The sequence below is a fragment of the Soonwooa sp. genome (assembly GCF_030151385.1).
Lineage (GTDB): Bacteria > Bacteroidota > Bacteroidia > Flavobacteriales > Weeksellaceae > Soonwooa.
Window position 1 is genome coordinate 106744 of sequence record NZ_JASLDS010000030.1, and the last position, 19656, is coordinate 126399.

Genomic DNA, 19656 nt, shown 5'->3' on the forward strand with positions numbered 1-19656 from the left:
GACATTTTCCATTCCCTACAAAAAGGATTTCCGCTGCTATCCTTCGCGCAACTTGGTGTTTGGTGTTTGGTGTTTGGTTTTTGGTTGACAGTTGTCGGCTGTCGGCTGTCGGCTGTCATGCTGAGCCTAGTCGAAGCATCTCCTCTTGTCTCTTGTCTCTTGTCTTTTGTCTTTTGTCTTTTGTCTTTTGTCTTTTGTCTTTTGTCTTTTGTCTCTTAATCAAAACTAATTCATAATTCACAATTCATAATTCACAATTCATAATTCACAATTCATAATTCACAATTCATAATTCACAATTCATAATTCATAATTCATAATTCATAATTCATAATTCATAATTCATAATTCATAATAGTAATTAGTAATTCGTAATTCATAATAGTAATTCGTAATTCGTAATTCGTAAATCAAAATGCGTGAGCGGTAGAAAGGGCGCGCTTGCAAAGCGCGGTGCACAGCACCGAAACGAAGTGAAGCCCTGGATGACGCGACCTTTTGCCTCGACTGCTTTAACAATTTTTAACCTCGTCTTCTGGCAAAAGGGCACGCCCAAAAGAATATAATTTCGTAAATTTATACCACTAAAAAACAATATTGACAATGTTAAATTTCGAGTTTAAAAATCCTACAAAAATTATATTTGGAAAAGGGAAAATTGAAAAATTATCCCGCGAAATTCCTAAAGACGCTAACATCCTAATGATTTATGGAGGCGGAAGCATCAAGAAAAATGGTATTTACGAACAAGTTGTTTCGGCGCTTGATGGTTACCAATTAACAGAGTTTGGTGGTGTGCCTGCCAATCCAGAATATGAAGTTTTGCTAGAAGCTTTACAAGTTATTAAAGACAAAAACATTGATTACTTGCTTGCTGTTGGTGGTGGATCGGTTATTGACGGTGTTAAATTTCTTTCGGCGGCAGCTAATTATGATGGCGAACCTTGGGAAATCCTTTCAAACCGCATTGTAACCAAAGAAGGAAAAGGAATGCCTTTCGCAACGGTGTTGACCTTGTCTGCAACAGCTTCCGAAATGAACTCTGGCGCCGTAATCTCTCGTCGCGGAACTGGCGAAAAATTAGCAATGGGTGGACCTGGATTGTTTCCTCAGTTTTCGATTTTGGATCCTGAAGTGATTAGATCGATCCCGAAAAATCAAATTGCCAACGGTATTACAGACGCCTATACGCACGTCCTTGAGCAATATATGACTTATCCGACAGGTGCGAGTTTGCAAGATCGTTTTGCAGAAGGTATTTTGTTGAGCCTCCAAGAGGTTGCACCAAAAGTTATGGGCGAAACTTTCGACTACGATGCTGCCGCTAACTTTATGTGGAGTTGTACGATGGCACTTAATGGACTTATCGGGAAAGGCGTTCCGCAAGATTGGGCTGTCCACAGCATGGGACACGAATTGACAGCACAATACGGTATCGACCATGCAAGAACGCTTGCAATTGTAGCGCCGCAACATTATCATTATTATTTTGATAAAAAGAAAGATAAATTGGCACAATACGCAGAACGTGTTTGGAACATTACGGAAGGTTCGGTAGAAGAAAAGGCTAAAAAAGGGATTGAAGCGATGGAGCAATTTTTCCATTCTTTGGACATCAAAACCAAACTTTCGGAATATACAGATTCTTATAACGGAACAGCTGAAAAAGTGCAAGCGGCTTTCGAATCGAGAGGTTGGCTTCTCGGCGAAAACCAAATGGTAACACCTGAGGATGCTAAGAAAATCGTTGAAATGACGTACTAGTTTTTAGTTCAAAATATCAAAAACGCCCGAAAATTTCGGGCGTTTTATTTTATTTTTTTTTGCGAGATTTTTGCTTTTGCTGACCGCGGTTTGCAGGTTTCGTTTTTGGCGGTTTACGCTTAGTTGGCCCACCCCAATTGACTTTTTTGTTCTTGTCTTTCTTCTCGTGGAACGCTGCACCTCCTTCGTTAAGTTTTACCACAACTGGGTTTTTCATAACGACAACTTCTTTCTCAGATTCAATTTTTACATCCGAAACTTTAACATTACTTGAGAACGCTTCTTTCCGAATTTCTTTGTCCATCAAAACTTCAATATCCAAAATCGCCGATTCTTCTTTCGGTGTGTAGAAACTGATTGCAATACCATTTTTGTCCGCGCGACCTGTACGACCAATTCTATGAATATACTGCTCTGGAATTTCTGGAATTTCGAAATTGAAAACGTGTGACACATCCGGAATATCGAGACCTCTCGCCATAATATCTGTTGTAATAATCCCACGAAGTTCATTATTGCTAAATTCTTCCATCACGCGCAAACGGAAGTTCTGAGATTTGTTAGAGTGTATTACACCAAACTGTCCTGGAAATTCTTCATCAATTTTATTAAAAATTAAATCTGCGTGTTTTTTATTATTGGCAAAAATTAAAATCTTTTCAAAATCATTTTCAGTTTTTAAAAGATGAATCAAAAGATTTAATTTGGTATTAAAATTAACCACAGGAATCACCGATTGGTCAATCTTTTCCAATGGTGTACCTGATCTCGCTAACGAAATTTCTAGAGGATTTTTAAAATATTCGTTAAGCATGGCATCCACTTGGTCAGTCATGGTTGCAGAAAACAAAATGTTTTGACGTCTATCACTCATCATCGTGAAGATATTGGTCAATTGTGTTTTGAAACCTAAACTTAACATTTCATCAAACTCATCAACCACAAGCTTTTTTAGATCTTTGAACTGAATAACATTATCAATTCCCAAATCCATAACGCGACCTGGCGTACCAACCAAAATATCTACGCCATTCTCGTAAATATTTTTTCTTTGGGTGTTAATGTTAACACCGCCGTAAACGCCCATCACACGAACATTAATATATTCTGTCAATTGCATAAGAACTTCTATAACCTGCACCACCAACTCTCTCGTCGGCACCAAAATCAAAATTTTTGGTTGGTGGGTTTTAGAATATTTATACTCTTTAAGAATCGGCAAAAGATAGGCTAAAGTCTTACCAGTACCCGTTTGGGCAATTCCCATAATATCGCGACCAGACATTATCGGAGAAAAACTTTTATATTGAATAGGCGTAGGCTCAGAGATGTTTAGTTTCTCCAAAGCTTCATTGAGTGCTTTTGACAGCTCAAATTCTGCAAAACTTGGTTTCATGCTGCGAAGATACGGATTTTGAAAAAACTCAGACTTTAAGTTTTTCAATAGTCCCAAAAAAATTTAATTCTTGTTAATACATAATTTTAGGAATGCTATTTGAATGTATGTGAAAAAAAATGCGTTATGATAACAAAAAATATAATCAAAAATTTTGGCTTTTCTGCAATTGCAGTTACTACGTTAAGCCTCGCTTCTTGTTCAACAAAGAATAAAACATTAACATCGTCAAGCGAACATACTGCCAAAACGGCTTTAGATTATCAAGGGGTTTATTTGGGTGTTTTGCCTTGTGCAGATTGTGAAGGAATTAAAACAAGAATATCACTTAATCAAGACAATACTTATTTGTTACAACAAGATTATCTAGGAAAAAGTAAAACAAGTATTTCCGAACAAGGAACTTATTCTTTTGACAAATCTGGAAATGTTGTGACCTTAAAACCAAATGTTAAAAATGGACAACCTCTGAAATTTTTTGTTAGCGAAAATTATATCAACATGTTAAATCTGGATGGTTCCAAAATTACGACTTCATTAAAGGACAATTATATTTTGACAAAAGCATACAACCAACTTTTGAATAAAAAATGGAATATCCAAGAACTTTACGGAAAGGCTTTTGATGCGCAAAACACCATGAAAAAAGATGGCTCATTAATTCTTGAGGAAGCTAAAGGAAGATATGTGAGCAGTGCTGGTTGTAACCAATTGAATGGCGGATATAAAGTTGAGGCTGCCAATAATAAAATTAGCTTTAATCAAGGAATTTCCACAATGATGTCTTGCCCAAATATGGAAGCAGAACAAGCGCTGGCAAAAGTGCTACAAGAAACAAAATACTTTGATGTCCAAGGTGATAAATTGTATTTGCAAAATGATAAACACAAAACAATTGCAAGTTTTAAGAATAGAGATTCGATAAGTTTGTAATGAATACAACGCAAAAAAAAGCTGATTTACTTATGTAAATCAGCTTTTTTAATATCGGAAAATTTTTATTTAAACAAAGCTCTTTTCAAACCAAGCGCTGCCAATTCTGATGAGAAATGAACTGCATCAACATGGTCCAAAGGATTTAGCAATCCGTAATCGTGGATAAAACCATTGAAAACCTGAATCGTAGTTGGTACTCCTGCTTCATCCAATCTGCGTGCATAAGCTAAACCTTCATCTGCCAAAATATCATTTTCGGCAATCATTACAAATGCTGGTGGAAGTCCTTTTAGCTTTTCAGCAGGCGCGTTGAAAGGCGTTGCGTAATATTCTTTACGTTTTTCAACATTAGGAAGATAATTGTCCCACATCCACTTCATCAACGGTGCAGTCAAGAATCTGCCATCTGCGTATTTTGTCCAAGACGCTCTGGTAAAATCGGCGTCGGTAACTGGCCATAGCAACAACTGGAATTTAATTTCTGGACCACCTTTGTCTTTAGCCATCAAACAAAGTACTGCCGTCATATTTCCGCCAACGCTGTTTCCAGCTGCAGCCATATTTTTACCATCAACTCCGATTTCATCGCCGTTTTCAGAAACCCATTTTGTAGCCGCATAGATTTGGTTAATCGCCACTGGATATTGCGCTTCTGGTGATGGTGTGTAATCTGTGAAAACCGCTGCTGCACCACTATTCACCACTAAATCTCTTACCAATCTTCGGTGTGTAGGATAATCTCCCAAAACCCAGCCACCGCCGTGTGTAAAGATAAACACTGGCAATTTTTCATTGGCTTTATTCGCTGGTTTTACGATGTGGATGTTAACGGTAATTCCGTCTTGCGTGATTTCTCTTTCTGTTTCTACAATGTCCGAATAATCAAACTGAACCGAATTTTGCGCATCTACAAGCACTTGTCTTGCTGCTTGTGGCGTCATCGTTTCTAATGGATCGCCACCACTATTGTTTAGGACGTTCAAAAATTCTCTGATTCCTTTTAGGATTTGTGGATCGTTTTCCGCTTTTACATTTTGTGACATAATTTTTGTTTTTAAAGATGAATGATTTCGATTAAATATGATGTTATTGCATCATTTTGCGTCTGTAATCTTAATTAGCTAATTCTCTTTGATTAATTTGACACTGCAAAGGTATCTCACCCAACAAGTCAATAAAATGGTAAAATCGTCCTATTTATTGTACATTTTTCCTTTAAGTCCTTTTTCTTGCAACAAATACTAAATATTTTAATTGAATTTGATTCCGTTTTTAACAATAGAAATAAAATTTATCTTAGTTAAACCTCTTTCGAAATGCTGACGGTGAAACTTTTATCTTTTGGGTAAATAAGCGATTGAAATAGGCAGGATCGTCATAACCGAGTTTGTAGGAAACTTCTTTTACACTCAAATCTGTGTAAATCAGCAATCGCTTTGCTTCCAACAAGATTCGATTCTTGATGTACTCGTTGGGATTTTCGAAGTTGAATTTATTGAACTTATTGGACAAAGTTTTGGGTGAAATCCCTAACAAATCGGCATAATCTGCGACACTATGTTTCTCCCGAAAATAAATTTCGACTATTCGTCCAAAATTTCGGAAAAGTTCGGCTTCACTTTTCGCATCGTGTTCTGCATCAGCAGAGAGATTTTGTTCTTTCCAAAGTCGAGTTGCCAAAATAATAAGTTCCTTTAAACGAATCCTAACCATTTCCTCCGAATGCTCATCAATAGTAGAAAGTTCGCCAATAATACATTCAAAAATACCTTGCATTCCTCCAATTTGGATTTTGGATAATTCTGTTTTCGGAATTTGAAAAATATTGTTGAATAAAAGTCCATCGCAAGCGACCTCGGCATCATGAATCTGAACGCAATAAAAATCTCGGTTGTAAAAAATAATGTGTGCCGCCTCTTTTCCTTGTTGTGAAATATGAAGATATTGATTAGAATTGACGAAAAACAAGGTAAAAGCTTTTGTTTCGTAAGTATTGAAATCAATCGTTAAAGTGTAATCTTTTGGCACCAACAAAACCCGAATATATTCTCGTAAAGTCGCACTGTTAACCATTTCAAGATTATCGAAATCAATCTTTTGGTAGCCAAACTTCTTGTAATTTGATTCAAATTGAAACATTAGTTTTTTTGTTTAATTCATCAAAAATTTAGCCACAAAAAATTAATTAAATGACTGTCTAAAATCCAAGGGCGAAACCGAAGTTCGCTTCTTAAACAAGCGATGAAAAGACTGTGCATGCTCGAATCCGAGTTCAAAAGCTATCTCCGAAACGGATTTATTGGTCGTAGAAAGCAGCTCTTTTGCCTTATCCAAAATACGTTCTTGAATATGTTGTTGCGTCGTTTTTCCCGTTTGAACGCGGAGCATATCACTGAGATAATTTGGACTTAAATTCAGTTCATTCGCCGCAAACTGAACCGTTGGAATTCCATTTAACACTAATTTATCCTGTTGAAAATACTCATCTAAAAGGCTTTCTAATTTGGTCAATAAATCGCTATTTACCTTTTTCCTTGTCAAAAACTGGCGATTATAATAACGATCACAATATTTCAACAATAAATCGAGATTAGAAATCAATAAATCCTGCGTAAAAGCATCCATATTGTTATTGATCTCGCGCTTCATATTTTCAATAATTTCCATAATCGACTGCTCCTCTTTTTCCGAAAGAAACAAAGCTTCATTATTGCTATAACCAAAAAATCTGTAGTCTTTAATCTTCGACAACATCGGACTTCCATGCAAAAAATCGGGATGCACCACCAAAACAAAACCTTTAAGACTCGCCAATACAATTTCGTTAAACTGCAAAACCTGCTGTGGTGCAATAAAATACATCATTCCTTCCTCAAAATCGTAGTGACCTTGTCCGTATTTTTGAATTCCACCCGCACAATCTTTTTTGAGTGCAACAAAATAAAGATCCGACGTAAATGGAATTGTTATTCTATCTGGTTCTACGGCGACTTCATCCAAATCGAAAACGCTAATCAACGGATTGGTAGGATTATTCAAACCCAAAGCCTGATGTAGCGCACTGATACTGGAAATATTGATGGGAGTTGTCATTTTAAATTATTTTGGAGAATATCTGTGAAGGTTCAGTTTTGTATTTTTTAAACTATGGCAAATATTGGTCTTCAAATGGAATATCGTTTTCATTGAGCAAGCGTTTGTACTCATCTAAAAAAGTTTCGTGTTTATGATGCTCTTTCTACTTTTTGATGTAACCAATAATCATTTCTTTTTCTCGCAACGAATACGTAAAAGCGCCGTAACCTTCCTGCCAAGCTTCAAAATCGGGAAAGTTCGCATTCTGCTTCATCCACAAACAACTTGCAACTTTTACATCTTTCACCAGATCAGCAAGTGCCACCGACGGATGTAAACCAACCAACAAATGGATATGATCTTCAACGCCATTAATGCGGTATAATTTACATTTTTTGTTCGCCAAAATCCCCCAAATATATTTGTAAAGTTCCTCACAATGAGCTTCATTAATTGTTGGCTTTCGGTATTTTGTCCCGAAAATGATGTGATATAAAATTTGGGTGTAACTCATGGCGGCGAGTTTTGTATTGGAGTATTAAATTTACTAATTATTGGGGATATGGTTTTTTTTTTTTCAGTTCTCTGTCGCCGCACTGCGTACGGGGTTATGATGTTAAGCCCTTCGGGCTTTCTTGTGTTGTGTTGCTGTCTTCTGTCTTCCCCGCACTGCGTACGGGGTTATGAATATTAAGCCCTTGGGGCTTTTTCTTGCTGGACAATTGTCTCTCATCTTTTCCCCGCACTTCGTACGGGGCTAATGATGTTAAGCCCTTCGGGCTTTCTTGTATTGTGTTGCTATCTTCTGTCTTCCCCGCACTGCGTACGGGGTTATGAATATTAAGCCCTTCGGGCTTACTCTTCTACCGCATAAATCCGAAGGATTTAACTTTTCATAACCGTGTGTGAAATGACCAAACACACAAGAGTACACTTCCACCGCGTAAATCCGAAGGATTTAACTTTTCCATAACCGTGCGTTTCACGCACGGAGTCTACGCAAGCAACCCAAAGGGTTGAACTATTCCCATTCCTTTTTAATCTTCTCCATACCTTCCCGATACGTTGTCACTTTAAAATCAGGAAATCTCGAACGAAATTTTGAATCGTCAAAAATGTTATCATGTTCATAGCGAGGTAACAATTCCAAAAGCTCTTTTGCTTTCGAACTAAACAAAGCTCCGATATTAAAAACAAATTTTGGCACCACTGAATAAGACAACTTCCTGCCAAATACTTCCGAAGCCAAGGCGATAAATTCTTTATAAGTAGGATGATTTTTATCCACAGGTAAATGCCAAGTTTGCCCAAAAGCATCGGCAGTATTACCTATCAAAGCTGTTGCTCTACTTGCATCGGGTGTCCAAATCAAACTTCGCTTTTTAGAATCGCTTAAAGGAACTTTTAATTTTTTGCCTTCTTTTATATTGTCGAAAATAAAAGTATTGGTAATACTTTGCGTTTTCGAAGGTCCGTAAAATTCAGGGGCGCGACAAATAACGGCATTTAGTGTTCCCGCTTTTATTTCTTTCAAAACAAGTTCTGCCATATTTTTTCGAACGATTCCTTTTCTACCAACGGGCGCAAAAGCAGTTTCTTCAGTAAGAATACGGCCATCCTGCGGATACATATAAGTATTATCAAAGAAAACCAATTTCGTTCCGTGAATTTTACACGCCTCTATTACATTTTGCAGAATAACAAGAAATTTTTCTTCCCACATTTGTGTATTCATAGGCATTCCTAAGGTAAAATAGGCGATTTCACTACCTTTGACAGCTTCAATAGCTTGTTCGCGAAGCATTAAATCCGCCGAGAAAACCTCATCAGTTTCGTTCACTTTCTTTGCATTTCTGCTGACAATTCTGATATCGGAAGTGTAATTTCGTTTCAATTCCCGAGCGAGTTCTTCGCCTATTTGTCCATTTGCACCTAATATTGTTTGCATTTTTTTAGTTTTAAATTAATTCACCATTTGATTTTGCAGCTTCTTTTCAAGCGTTTTTATAACCACCTTCGCCATTTCTTTTGAGCTAAAAGGATTCTGACCAGTAATCAAATTATCATCCACCACAACCTTCGATGTCATCGGAATAAAAGCGTTCTCATATTTAGCACCATGTTCTTTTAAAGCAGCTTCGAGGTTAAAAGGCACTTCCTTCTTTCGTCCAGCCAATGTTTCTTCAAACCAATCATAACCTGTTAGCTTTTTGTCTTTAATTAAATATGTTCCATCAGATAATTTCACGTTTAACAAACCTCCAACGCCATGACAAATCGCCGCAACAATTCTTTTATTTTCATATTGATTGGCGATGAGATTCTGAAGCATCTCGTTATCGGGAAAATCGTACATCGTTCCATGCCCTCCAGCCAAATAAACGACATCGAAACTTTCATTTTGAACCTCTTTCAAACTTTTGCTATTCTCCAAAATTTCCCGAAAGTTGGCGTCTTTCCAATATTCCTTCGACAATTTATTTAAAGTGAAAAACTTTAAAGATTCTGGGTCTATAGGAACCTCGCCACCATTGGGACTCGCAATTACAATTTCGTAAGCATTCTTTTTAGAAGCGTCATAAATATGCGTCAACTCGCTTAACCACAATCCGGTCGGAAAATTTCCACTGGCATAGACATTAACATTGGTTACAACGATAAGTATTTTAATTAAGGACATCTCCGTGATTTTTACAAGTACAAAATTCTAAAAACTTATATGCAAAAAAGTAACCGAATTACGAAAATGAGTAGCCAAATCTCGGACACGATTTTTTGAAAATTTTAGCTAAGAACTTAATAACAAAAAAAACCTCGCAAAATTAATTTTACGAGGTTTTTAGTTCTTTCGGAAGTTTAAGTGTAATTCGGAAAGTTGTTCCTTTTCCGATTTCGGTTTGGCTCACTTTTATTTCGCCGTTGTGGTATTCTTTAACAACACGATTGGCAAGTGAAAGGCCCAATCCCCAACCACGTTTTTTGGTCGAATATCCAGGTTTGAAAACACTTCGCGCTTGTGCTTTCGTCATTCCCGATCCATTATCTTTAACGTCGATGTAGACATTTTTTCCTTTTCGGTACACAAAAAGTTCCAATTTACCTTCGCCTTTCATCGCATCCACAGCGTTTTTAACCAAGTTTTCGATAACCCAACTCATCAAAATTCGACTATGTGGAATATTGATTTCTTCATAAGTCTTTTGCAAACTGAACTCAACCCGAGTCGAAATACGTTTCTTTAAATAATCAAAATTCTGCTGCACCGTTTCCACCAAATCCAAATCATTAAGATCTGGTATCGAACCAATTTTAGAAAACCTTTCCGAAATCGTTTTTAGGCGGTTAACATCCTGCTCAAGCTCTTTAACGCCCATTCCATTTTCATCCTCCATTTTCATAATTTCTACCCAGCCAATCATTGACGACAGTGGCGTTCCGATTTGGTGTGCCGTTTCTTTTGCCAGTCCCGCCCACAAAAAACCTTCATCAGTCTTCTTCAAAGTTCTCAAAAACCAAAACGAAAATGCAATATAACCTCCAATAAACAATGCTAAAACATAGGGATAAAACCTCAAATTATTCAACAATTCCGAGTTGTCGTAATAGATAAATTGGTTGTTAAACTCCGGCAATTGAATCTCAAACGGAGGATAGCGGCTTTCCATTTGGCGCATCATCGCTTTTAGCCTTTCCGGATTATTGAGAACATCCGACGGAATATTTCGGCTCTCGATAAGGTTACCTTTTTTATCAGTCAGGATAAAAGGAATATCCTCATTTTCGTTGATAACATTGAGGGACAATTCGTTAAGGCGATAGTCAAAATTAACGTCCTGCATGTACTTCATCGCCGTTGCAATCGACTTTATCCGTCCCGTTTCCTTCTCCCGCAGATAATTAATCATCACCGACGACGACAAAATGATCCCGATCACAACTGCCGTCAAAATGGTATAAATAATCCATTTATTAATCTTCGAAAAAAAATAAAGCCTTTTCATAAAACGTTGACTAATTTAGAAAAAAATCGGGAGCTAGCAACAACATCAAGTTTTATTAAACGTGATTTATCCTTCAAATATTGTTTTTTTAGGAGCTTTATCCCGCTATCCGCTATATCTTTTGCGGAAGCCGCCACCACAAATGCAAAACGGCATCCACAAAAGGATGCCGCTTCTATCGGGGCTATTTTACAAGCTTTGTTACAAAGTTTCTTTCAACCAATCGAAAAATTCTCGTTGCCATACCAATCCATTTTGAGGATGAAGCACCCAGTGATTTTCGTTCGGGAAGTATAAAAATTTAGTTTTAAGACCTTTTAATTTTGCAGCTTGGAAAGCCTCCTGACCTTGCTCATAAGGCACACGGAAATCAATTCCACCTTGGATAACCATAATTGGCTTATTCCAATTCGCTACTTTTTTAATAGGGTTAAAATCTGTGTAAGCCTTTGGCGTCGGATTTTTCCAATAAGGTCCACCCAAATCCCAGTTCGCAAACCATAATTCTTCTGTTGTACCATACCAAGACGTCATATCAAACAATCCATCGTGTGCGATAAAAGTTTTGAATCTATTCTCATGGACACCTGCCAACATAAACACCGAATATCCTCCATAACTGGCACCAACAGCTGCAACGCGGTCTTTGTCTACATAAGGAAGCGTTTTTGCAAAATCCGTAGCAGAAAGATAGTCGCGTATAGGTTGTCCTCCCCAATCGCCAGAGATATCTTCATTCCATTTGGTTCCCCAACCTGGCATACCACGGCGGTTAGGAGCTACTACGATATAATCATTTGCTGCCATCAAAGCAAAATTCCATCTTACAGAATTGTATTGTGTTAATGCTGATTGCGGACCACCTTGGCAATACAAAAGTGTCGGATATTTTTTGTTCGGATCAAAATTCGGTGGATAATGGAACCAAACGCCCATTTCTTTGCCGTCGGTCGTTTTCACCATTTTTAATTCCGATTTTCCGAAAGTTAATTTAGCATAATTATCTTTGTTAACATCCGTCATCTGAGATAACTGCCCTTTCTTTAATTCGACATTGAAAAGGTCAGCATTATGATTGATATCTACTTTAGAAACGACCAAACCATTTTTTGTTTGAGCAAAAATATCGTTAACGTCAAATTGACCATTCGTTACTTGATTTACTTTTCCTCCTTTCGCGTCAACTACAAACAGTTGTTTTGTACCACGATAGGCTGCGGTAAAGTAAATATTTTTTGAATCTTTACTCCAAAACGTCGAACCAGAAACAGTCTCATCCCAAGCTTCAGTTAGATTCTTTTTGGCCTTAGACTTCCAATCCATAACAATAATGTCATTTTTGTCAGCCTCGTAACCATCACGCTTCATACTTAGCCAAAGTAGGCTTTTTCCATCTTCGCTAAATGATGGTGCAACATCATAACCCATCATACCTTCCGTCAAATTGGTCGTTTGACCAGTCGCAAGATTATACGCGAAAATATCCGTATTAGTACTTTGCGCATATTCTGCACCACTTTTAGCTTTAGTTACATAAAGCAATTCTGTAGAATCTGGGCTCCAAACGAAATCCTCACTTCCACCAAAAGGCTTCTGTGGCGAATCAAACTTTTTACCTTCTAACAAATCTTTTGCTTTATCAGCAGAATCTGAAGTATTAACTACAAATACATGATTGTATCGTCCCTCATTCCAAGCGTCCCAATGTCTATGGTTAAGGTCTGTATAGATTTGTCCTGTAGATTTTGGTGTGTCAACGTATTTGTCTTTAGCCATTAAGTTTTCTACTAAAACAGCTTTGCTAAACGCTACTTTTTTCCCGTCTGGAGAGACTACAATATTTTCGGCATCATTACCAACAGTATAGAAATCTGACCAAGTTTTTCCTCCATCTTTAGACAATACAATTTTATCACCTTCTTGCGCATACAATCCATTCTTGTCCCATTGGATAACCGCACGTTTTCCAAAATCAACTTTATCTGCAGATTGGTTTAGCAAGCTCATAAAGTAAGTTGAAGAATTTGATTTTTCGGTTTTCAAATCCGTTTTACTGACTTTGTAGATTAATGAAGATTGATCTGGAGAAACTGCCTGAACACCTAATTTGTTAAGCGTCCACAGAATTTCGGGCGTTAATTTTTGCTGTGCATTCATCATAAAGGGCGCAACAAGCGCTACGATAATATGTTTTAACTTCATGAAAATATTTTTCTTTTATAAGCACGAATTTATTAAATTTAAAACGATTAACCCAAATATTCTTAACTATGAAAAAATCTTTACAAATTTTAGCCCTTGTTTTTGCAACTTCTGCATTTTCGCAAATTAGTTTTAATCCTCAGTTAAACTATAATTATGGGCAAGATTACAGTGCAACCATTAATGCTAATGGAACAATCTACTACACATTAGATGGCTCAGAACCTAGCCTTAGCTCTGCTTCTGCAAATAATATTGTCAACATCAATGTCACACAAAATATAGTAGTTAAAGCGAAAATACAAAATGGAACTGCTGGACTTTCGGAGACTTTCTCTAAGAAATTTTGGCATACATTAACTTCCAAAACGGTGTACTTCAAACCACCAACCAGCTGGTCTGGCGCACCTTGTTCTTACATGAATACTGTAGATCCGCAAACAACAATCGACTTCTTTGCTCCAGGTCAAAAAATGACTGCCGCTTGCGAAGGATGGTATAAGACCAACTACAATTTTGCAAAAATCCAAATGAGCTTTAATAATTGTAATTTTATCTCGGGCTCGCCAAATGCTAACTATCTGGAATACGAAACTGTTTCAGAAGACACTGTTTATTATGATTCATCTTCTGGTCCTATTAGCAATCCACCAGAATGTCTATTGGCAACTCAAGAATCATCAAAAATTGCGAACGTAAAAATTGCTCAAAATCCAGTTAAAGATGTACTGATTGTAAACTCAGATTTAAAATTCGACACCTACGAAATTATAGATTATTCTGGAAAAATAGTTAGACAAGGTAATTTCGTAAAAGATATTAATGTGGCTAATTTGCAAAAAGGAAGTTACCTTGTTAAATTACTTGGAAACAATTCTGTGCAACATTATTTAAAATTCATTAAAAATTAAGCAACGAATATTTTTAGTAATAAATATTTATCATTATATTTGCCACTCAAAATTTAAAATTACATGGGCACTATATTTACGCTATTTATGGTATTGATTATGATTGCATGCGTGCTATTAGTCATTATTATTATGGCTCAAAACCCAAAAGGTGGCGGTCTTTCAGGAACATTTGGTGGTACTTCTTCTGCAACTTTTGGAGTACAAAGAACCAATGACTTTATGGACAAGGCAACTTGGACTTTAGCTACATTTATCGTGGCAATGATTCTTTTGAGCATCGTTATAACTGGTAAACCAACAACCAACTTCCAAACGCCAAAGACGCCAACTAAACAAGAAGCGCCTGCACAAGGTCAAGCACCAGCTAATCAAACTGCGCCTGCTAACCAAACTGCACCAGCACAAAAATAAACTATCTACATAGTCTATATAGAGCGATTGATTTTTTCAGTCGCTTTTTTTGTGCTCTAACATCAATAGTGGCATTATTTTAGCACAAAAGAAAAGTCATTTTTAAATATTCGTATGGAAGCAAAAGCTCTTAGAGTTTCTTTGATAGTCGGTGCCACTTTTTTAATGGAAAATCTAGATTCCACGGTAATCACGACTGCGCTTCCCCAAATGGCAAAATCCTTTGGCGCCGATCCGCTTCACATGAGCATCGGAGTTTCCGTGTATATTATTATGCTAGCGGTTTTTATTCCAGTCAGTGGCTGGATCTCCGAAAAATTTGGTGTTAAAAAAGTTTTTGGAACAGCAATACTTGGCTTTTTGGTTGCTTCAGCCCTTTGTGGATTGAGTCAAAACTTAACCCAGTTTACCTTAGCCAGAGCTCTGCAAGGATTCTTTGGCGCAATGATGGTTCCCGTTGGACGCCTTTCTGTACTAAAGAATACTGAGAAAAACGATTTAGTTAGTGCAATTGCATTTATTACTTGGCCTGGATTAATTGGACCAATTCTTGGTCCTTTTGTTGGTGGATACATTACCACCTATTTCAATTGGCATTGGATATTTTTCATCAATATCCCGATGGGACTTCTAGCATTCTTTCTAAGCATGAAATACATCCCCGACACAAACGAAAAAACCGATAGAAAACTGGACGTAAAAGGTTTTGCACTAAGTACTATTGGGATGATCGGCTTTATGCTAGGTTTAGAAAGCTTCACCAATGATATGTTGCCTGTTTATTATTCGGTGCCATTGATGTTATTTAGTATTTTTGTTTTTTATATATTCTACTTGCACACCAAAAAAGTCGACAATCCACTACTCGACTTTTCGGAATTAAAAACCAAAACTTATGCGATTACTATTTATTCTGGTTCGATAACAAGAATGGTTATTGGTATGGCTCCTTTTTTAATGCCTTTGATGTTCCAAGTCGGCTTTGGATTAACAGCTTTCGAATCTGGAAGTTTACTAATGGCAAGTATGGTTGGTAGTTTGGTAATGAAACCAGCAACAGTATGGATAACCCGAAAATTTTCATTTAAAAGAGTTTTGGTTGCCAATACTATTTTACTTAGTTTAACATCCTTTGCAATGCTTCTACTATTCCCAGATACGCCACATTGGATGACCATTATCGTATTATTTGTTTCTGGTTGCGTCCGATCTATGCAGTTTAGCAGTCTTAATACTTTAGCTTACGCTGATATTCCAAAAGAACGCATGAACAACGCTAACACTTTATATAGTACAGCACAGCAAATGACTTTGGGAATGGGAATTACACTTGGTGCATTCTCGTTAAAAACCGCGAGCTTATTCCATGGAACTGAAGGTCATTATAATGTTAGCGATTTCCATTTAGCTTTTGCCATTATTGGCGTTCTAGGATTGGTAACGCTTTATGAATACCTAAAATTATCAGATCGTGATGGCATCAATGTTAGAAACATGAAAAGTCGAAAACGTGCTAAAAATGATTTAAACAAAACGCATTAATTTCGTTTAGAAAAAATAAAAAAATTCGTCCCAAAATTAATTGAAACGAATCTTTTATTTAACAATAGAAAAATTATTTTTTAATGATTTTTACAGATTTTGATTGTGAACTATTATTAGAAACTTTTAGCATATAGTTTCCTTTTGGAAGGTCTGCCACAATAACTTTTCCGTCTGTAATTTTTGTCGTTTTAACCAACTTTCCATCAACAGAATAAATATTTGCTTCGGTATAAGGAATTTTGTTTCCAGAAATATTAACAACATCTGTTGCTGGATTTGGGTAAAACATCACCACTTCAACAGAATTGTTTGTTGTGGCTAAAAAAGCTTCGTTTATGGCTTGTGCTCCACTTTGAGATTGATTGACCACGCCAGTAGCTGCAATATCTGTAGACATCAAAACTGGATATTTGTGCGACATATCAAAATAAGAATACATCGTATTGGTTAACGTCCCAACTTGTAGCGTAAAACTTGGCAGCAAATAAAGTTTAAAATCCATAAAAGCTTTTACTCGAAGAATATTTTGATAGGTTTTAGAACCAATAACCAAAGTTCCCCACGCATCAGCTTCCAAAGTTACTGGACCTTTGATGTAACCATTAACACCATTGGCAGAAATACTACCAGCAGCAACATTATTAGTATTAACAATATTTCCAAATGACATCGGGTACTTCATCGCAACAGCGTTGGTTGTTTTGAAATTCAACGAACCCAAACTCATAGTAATCCCAGTAATCTCAAGAAGACTAGAAGATTGCTTATAAAAAATTGAAGTCCCATTGCCGTCGCTATGTTTAATTGTAGTCCCTGGATAGGTCGTAATCTCATCTACTGTTGGTAGACTATAAGTATTGGTCACCGCATCGCCACTGGTTAAAGAAGCATTATTAAAAGTGGAATTCGCACCAATCGCAGAGTTATCCACCATTCCATTAACAATAACATTGTTGATAACATCACCAACAACAGGATCATTAGCCGTTTTAGTAATGGTCATTTGCCCGAAAAGCGATATACTTGCCAAATTAGCAATAAGTAGTAATTTTAATTTCATAGCATAAGTGTTTATTAGAGATTGATTCGTTTAATATTTAATTAAATTTAACTAAAATATTCCCTTAAAATAACAATTTTTTACGACAAATAAAAATCAAATACACCAAAATAAAACATTCGCCAATAATAATTTTACACAAAAAAAAGAGGAAGCTAACTTCCTCTTTCATCACATTTTATTCTAAAAATTATTGACTAGAAATAAATTTTATTAGATCTCGTCTTCCTGTCTCAAAATCAAAAGCATCCCCAACGACGAAGTATTGGTTTTTGTCAACACAGTTTTTGTATAATATTTTTGCCATTTCCAGACGACTACTATCAAAAGAAAATGGTTTTATCAACATTGCAATTTGATTTGATGTAAAATAAGTTGTTCGGACTTGTTGAAGGATGAATTCCTTTTTATCTTTATCAAAAGCTGCATTTTTCAGCATTGCTTTGTAAAACTGTTGAAACAGTTGACTGCTCATAACACCGCTGATATTGGAATTTGGAAAACTGGGTTGATTCCAACCAGAATTGCTATTGTAAGGATTGTTCCAAACATCGTCCCATTCATTAAAGCCATACATTTGACCCTCCACAGGATATGAGTCTAACAAATACAATCCTTTGTTGGTGAAGAAATCCAAAACCATTCTGCTGTTGTTCGCAACTTTCAATTGTGTTCTATAGATAAGATAACCGTTCGTATAAATTGATACAGGAATCTTTCCAGAACTTAAATCAAAGAAACGGTATTTTCCTGACGCATTACTTATCACTTGATCACCAACTTCTACTGTAAAATAGCCATTTTCCGGAATTCTTAGAAATACCTCGGAATAACCATAATTTTGATTCCAACGATAATTGTTAGTGGATCTCATTCCAGAAGAGCCATTGCCTCCTCCAGAATTTCGCAAAGTATTGTTTGAATTTTTTGAAGAACCTCTCTCGCCACTTATCTCTCCGATGCTGCTTTGTTTTTGCATTTCGGAAGCGCTAGCCTCGTTTCTTAGCAATTCTCCAGATCGTCCAGCTTCTTGTGCAAAAGCTTGCAAGCTAACTGCTAAAATTAAAAATGTAAATATCTTTTTCATGACTTTAAAATTTAGGTTTACACTTTCCTACATTCTACAAACGTGCCAAAAAACGTGTATTGTAGCATATTTAAAGAAATAATCAAATATTTTTACTAATTCTGAAATTTTAACAAAATCGCATTTAACTCTCCTTAAAAAATATTATCAAAGAAAAATTCAACACAAAAAAAAGAGAAGCCAAAACTGACTTCTCTTTTTTTATTCTTTAATTATTTTTTGACTTGAAGTACCAGACTTGCTTTTTATAACAATTTGATACACACCTGGCAATAGTTTATCTAGAGATATCCTCGCCTTTATTGTTGGATTCTTTACAATTTCATTAAAAACTAATTTTGATGATGCGTCAAAAATCTCAATTTTTTCTATATTGCTTGTAGACTCAATAGTTAATACATCTTTAGCTGGATTTGGATAGATTTTAAAACTGTTTTTACTGACTTCATTTGTAGAAATTAAATCACAATTATCAACAGCAAAAGGATAATCTTGCTTATAAAAACCTTTATCTGCACAATTAACTTTAAGACTTGTCAAATTAGGGTTTCCTTGTAATTTTGGGAGATAAGTACATGAATTAGTACCCATGTTATCATAAAAGAAAGGGCAATCTTCCCAAGATGCTAGTATCATATAAGCAGTAGTCTTATTATTTTGGAGATTAATCGCTTGAAAATTATTATTACGAAGTTTAAACAAAGTATAGTGTCTCTCTGCTAATACAGACGATTGACTTAGATCAATACTTGTCAATAAATTATCTGAGCAATCTAGGTACAATAATTTTTTGACAACATCAAAATTAACAAATGACGCAATCTTATTTTTGTTGCAATAAAGTAATTCTAAATTATTTAAGTTTTCAAAATCGATTGTCGTTAATTGCCCGCTTGAGCAATCCAAAGATTTTAAATTTTTGAAATATTTTATACCATCCAATGATGAAATATTATTTGCGGGAGGATCGGATACATACTCTTCACGAAAAAAATAAGTAACAAAATCCTCCCTTCCTAATCTCCGATTATTCAGCGACAAAGTAACAACTGCCTCAGCTTCCGAAACTTCAATTTCATTATTATTGTTTTGATCTATTTTAATAGATTTTCCATTCACATCCGTTGCAATAAGATTGCTGGTAGATGATTCTAAAAGTTTTGCTTTAAAATTTGCATCTGCAAAAGTGATACTTTGCGAAAAACAAGTGAAAATTATAAGCAAGGAATTAATAGTGAGTAGTTTTTTAATCATAGCATATTTGT

General features: G+C 36.0%; 17 protein-coding genes. 5 read left to right on the forward strand and 12 right to left on the reverse strand.

Annotation, left to right across the window (positions count from 1 at the left end):
• Positions 1-603: 603 nt before the first annotated feature.
• Positions 604-1764 carry an iron-containing alcohol dehydrogenase gene (locus Q1V95_RS05350; protein WP_300671243.1) on the forward strand — a complete coding sequence of 387 codons (1161 nt, stop codon included), beginning with the start codon at positions 604-606 and terminating at the stop codon, positions 1762-1764.
• A 49-nt stretch (positions 1765-1813) separates the two neighbouring features.
• Here Q1V95_RS05350 and Q1V95_RS05355 read toward each other — a convergent pair whose 3' ends face one another.
• Positions 1814-3160, reverse strand: a complete 1347-nt coding sequence (locus Q1V95_RS05355) for a DEAD/DEAH box helicase (protein WP_300671376.1) — start codon at positions 3158-3160, stop codon at positions 1814-1816.
• 126 nt (positions 3161-3286) lie between these two features.
• Between Q1V95_RS05355 and Q1V95_RS05360 the strand changes: the two genes are divergently transcribed.
• Positions 3287-4093, forward strand: coding sequence for a copper resistance protein NlpE N-terminal domain-containing protein (locus tag Q1V95_RS05360; protein ID WP_300671246.1), 807 nt, complete (start codon positions 3287-3289; stop codon positions 4091-4093).
• 65 nt (positions 4094-4158) lie between these two features.
• Here the strand turns inward: Q1V95_RS05360 and Q1V95_RS05365 are convergent, their stop codons facing one another.
• The 8 genes from Q1V95_RS05365 to Q1V95_RS05400 all read right to left on the reverse strand — a co-directional run bounded on the left by Q1V95_RS05365 (position 4159) and on the right by Q1V95_RS05400 (position 13374).
• Positions 4159-5139 (reverse strand): alpha/beta hydrolase, encoded by a 981-nt coding sequence (locus Q1V95_RS05365; RefSeq protein ID WP_300671248.1) that lies wholly within the window; start codon positions 5137-5139, stop codon positions 4159-4161.
• 253 nt (positions 5140-5392) lie between these two features.
• Positions 5393-6235 carry a response regulator transcription factor gene (locus Q1V95_RS05370; protein ID WP_300671251.1) on the reverse strand — a complete coding sequence of 281 codons (843 nt, stop codon included), beginning with the start codon at positions 6233-6235 and terminating at the stop codon, positions 5393-5395.
• Positions 6236-6277: 42 nt separating this feature from the next.
• Positions 6278-7189, reverse strand: a complete 912-nt coding sequence (locus tag Q1V95_RS05375) for a helix-turn-helix transcriptional regulator (protein ID WP_300671254.1) — start codon at positions 7187-7189, stop codon at positions 6278-6280.
• A 145-nt stretch (positions 7190-7334) separates the two neighbouring features.
• Complete coding sequence (tnpA, locus tag Q1V95_RS05380) at positions 7335-7685, reverse strand: IS200/IS605 family transposase (RefSeq protein WP_300671257.1); 351 nt, start codon at positions 7683-7685, stop codon at positions 7335-7337.
• Positions 7686-8192: 507 nt separating this feature from the next.
• Positions 8193-9119 (reverse strand): NAD-dependent epimerase/dehydratase family protein, encoded by a 927-nt coding sequence (locus tag Q1V95_RS05385; RefSeq protein ID WP_300671261.1) that lies wholly within the window; start codon positions 9117-9119, stop codon positions 8193-8195.
• A gap of 15 nt (positions 9120-9134) precedes the next feature.
• Positions 9135-9851 carry a type 1 glutamine amidotransferase domain-containing protein gene (locus Q1V95_RS05390; RefSeq protein ID WP_300671263.1) on the reverse strand — a complete coding sequence of 239 codons (717 nt, stop codon included), beginning with the start codon at positions 9849-9851 and terminating at the stop codon, positions 9135-9137.
• Positions 9852-9999: 148 nt separating this feature from the next.
• Positions 10000-11172, reverse strand: a complete 1173-nt coding sequence (locus tag Q1V95_RS05395; protein WP_300671265.1) for a HAMP domain-containing sensor histidine kinase — start codon at positions 11170-11172, stop codon at positions 10000-10002.
• A gap of 201 nt (positions 11173-11373) precedes the next feature.
• Positions 11374-13374, reverse strand: coding sequence for a S9 family peptidase (locus Q1V95_RS05400; RefSeq protein ID WP_300671268.1), 2001 nt, complete (start codon positions 13372-13374; stop codon positions 11374-11376).
• A 68-nt stretch (positions 13375-13442) separates the two neighbouring features.
• Between Q1V95_RS05400 and Q1V95_RS05405 the strand changes: the two genes are divergently transcribed.
• From Q1V95_RS05405 to Q1V95_RS05415, 3 genes are all read left to right on the forward strand, one after another.
• The gene (locus Q1V95_RS05405) at positions 13443-14285 is read left to right on the forward strand and encodes a chitobiase/beta-hexosaminidase C-terminal domain-containing protein (protein ID WP_300671270.1); all 843 of its coding nucleotides are present in this window, start codon (positions 13443-13445) and stop codon (positions 14283-14285) included.
• Between the two features lie 63 nt (positions 14286-14348).
• Positions 14349-14699 (forward strand): preprotein translocase subunit SecG, encoded by a 351-nt coding sequence (gene secG, locus Q1V95_RS05410; RefSeq protein ID WP_300671272.1) that lies wholly within the window; start codon positions 14349-14351, stop codon positions 14697-14699.
• A 114-nt stretch (positions 14700-14813) separates the two neighbouring features.
• On the forward strand, positions 14814-16241 hold the full coding sequence (locus tag Q1V95_RS05415; protein ID WP_300671274.1) for an MFS transporter: 1428 nt from the start codon (positions 14814-14816) through the stop codon (positions 16239-16241).
• 73 nt (positions 16242-16314) lie between these two features.
• Here Q1V95_RS05415 and Q1V95_RS05420 read toward each other — a convergent pair whose 3' ends face one another.
• The 3 genes from Q1V95_RS05420 to Q1V95_RS05430 form a co-directional block, all read right to left on the reverse strand.
• On the reverse strand, positions 16315-17304 hold the full coding sequence (locus Q1V95_RS05420) for a T9SS type A sorting domain-containing protein (protein ID WP_300671276.1): 990 nt from the start codon (positions 17302-17304) through the stop codon (positions 16315-16317).
• 190 nt (positions 17305-17494) lie between these two features.
• The gene (locus tag Q1V95_RS05425; protein WP_300671280.1) at positions 17495-18391 is read right to left on the reverse strand and encodes a DUF4476 domain-containing protein; all 897 of its coding nucleotides are present in this window, start codon (positions 18389-18391) and stop codon (positions 17495-17497) included.
• Positions 18392-18592: 201 nt separating this feature from the next.
• Entirely contained in the window at positions 18593-19645 is a 1053-nt protein-coding gene (locus tag Q1V95_RS05430) for a T9SS type A sorting domain-containing protein (RefSeq protein WP_300671282.1), read from the reverse strand.
• Positions 19646-19656 lie beyond the last annotated feature (11 nt).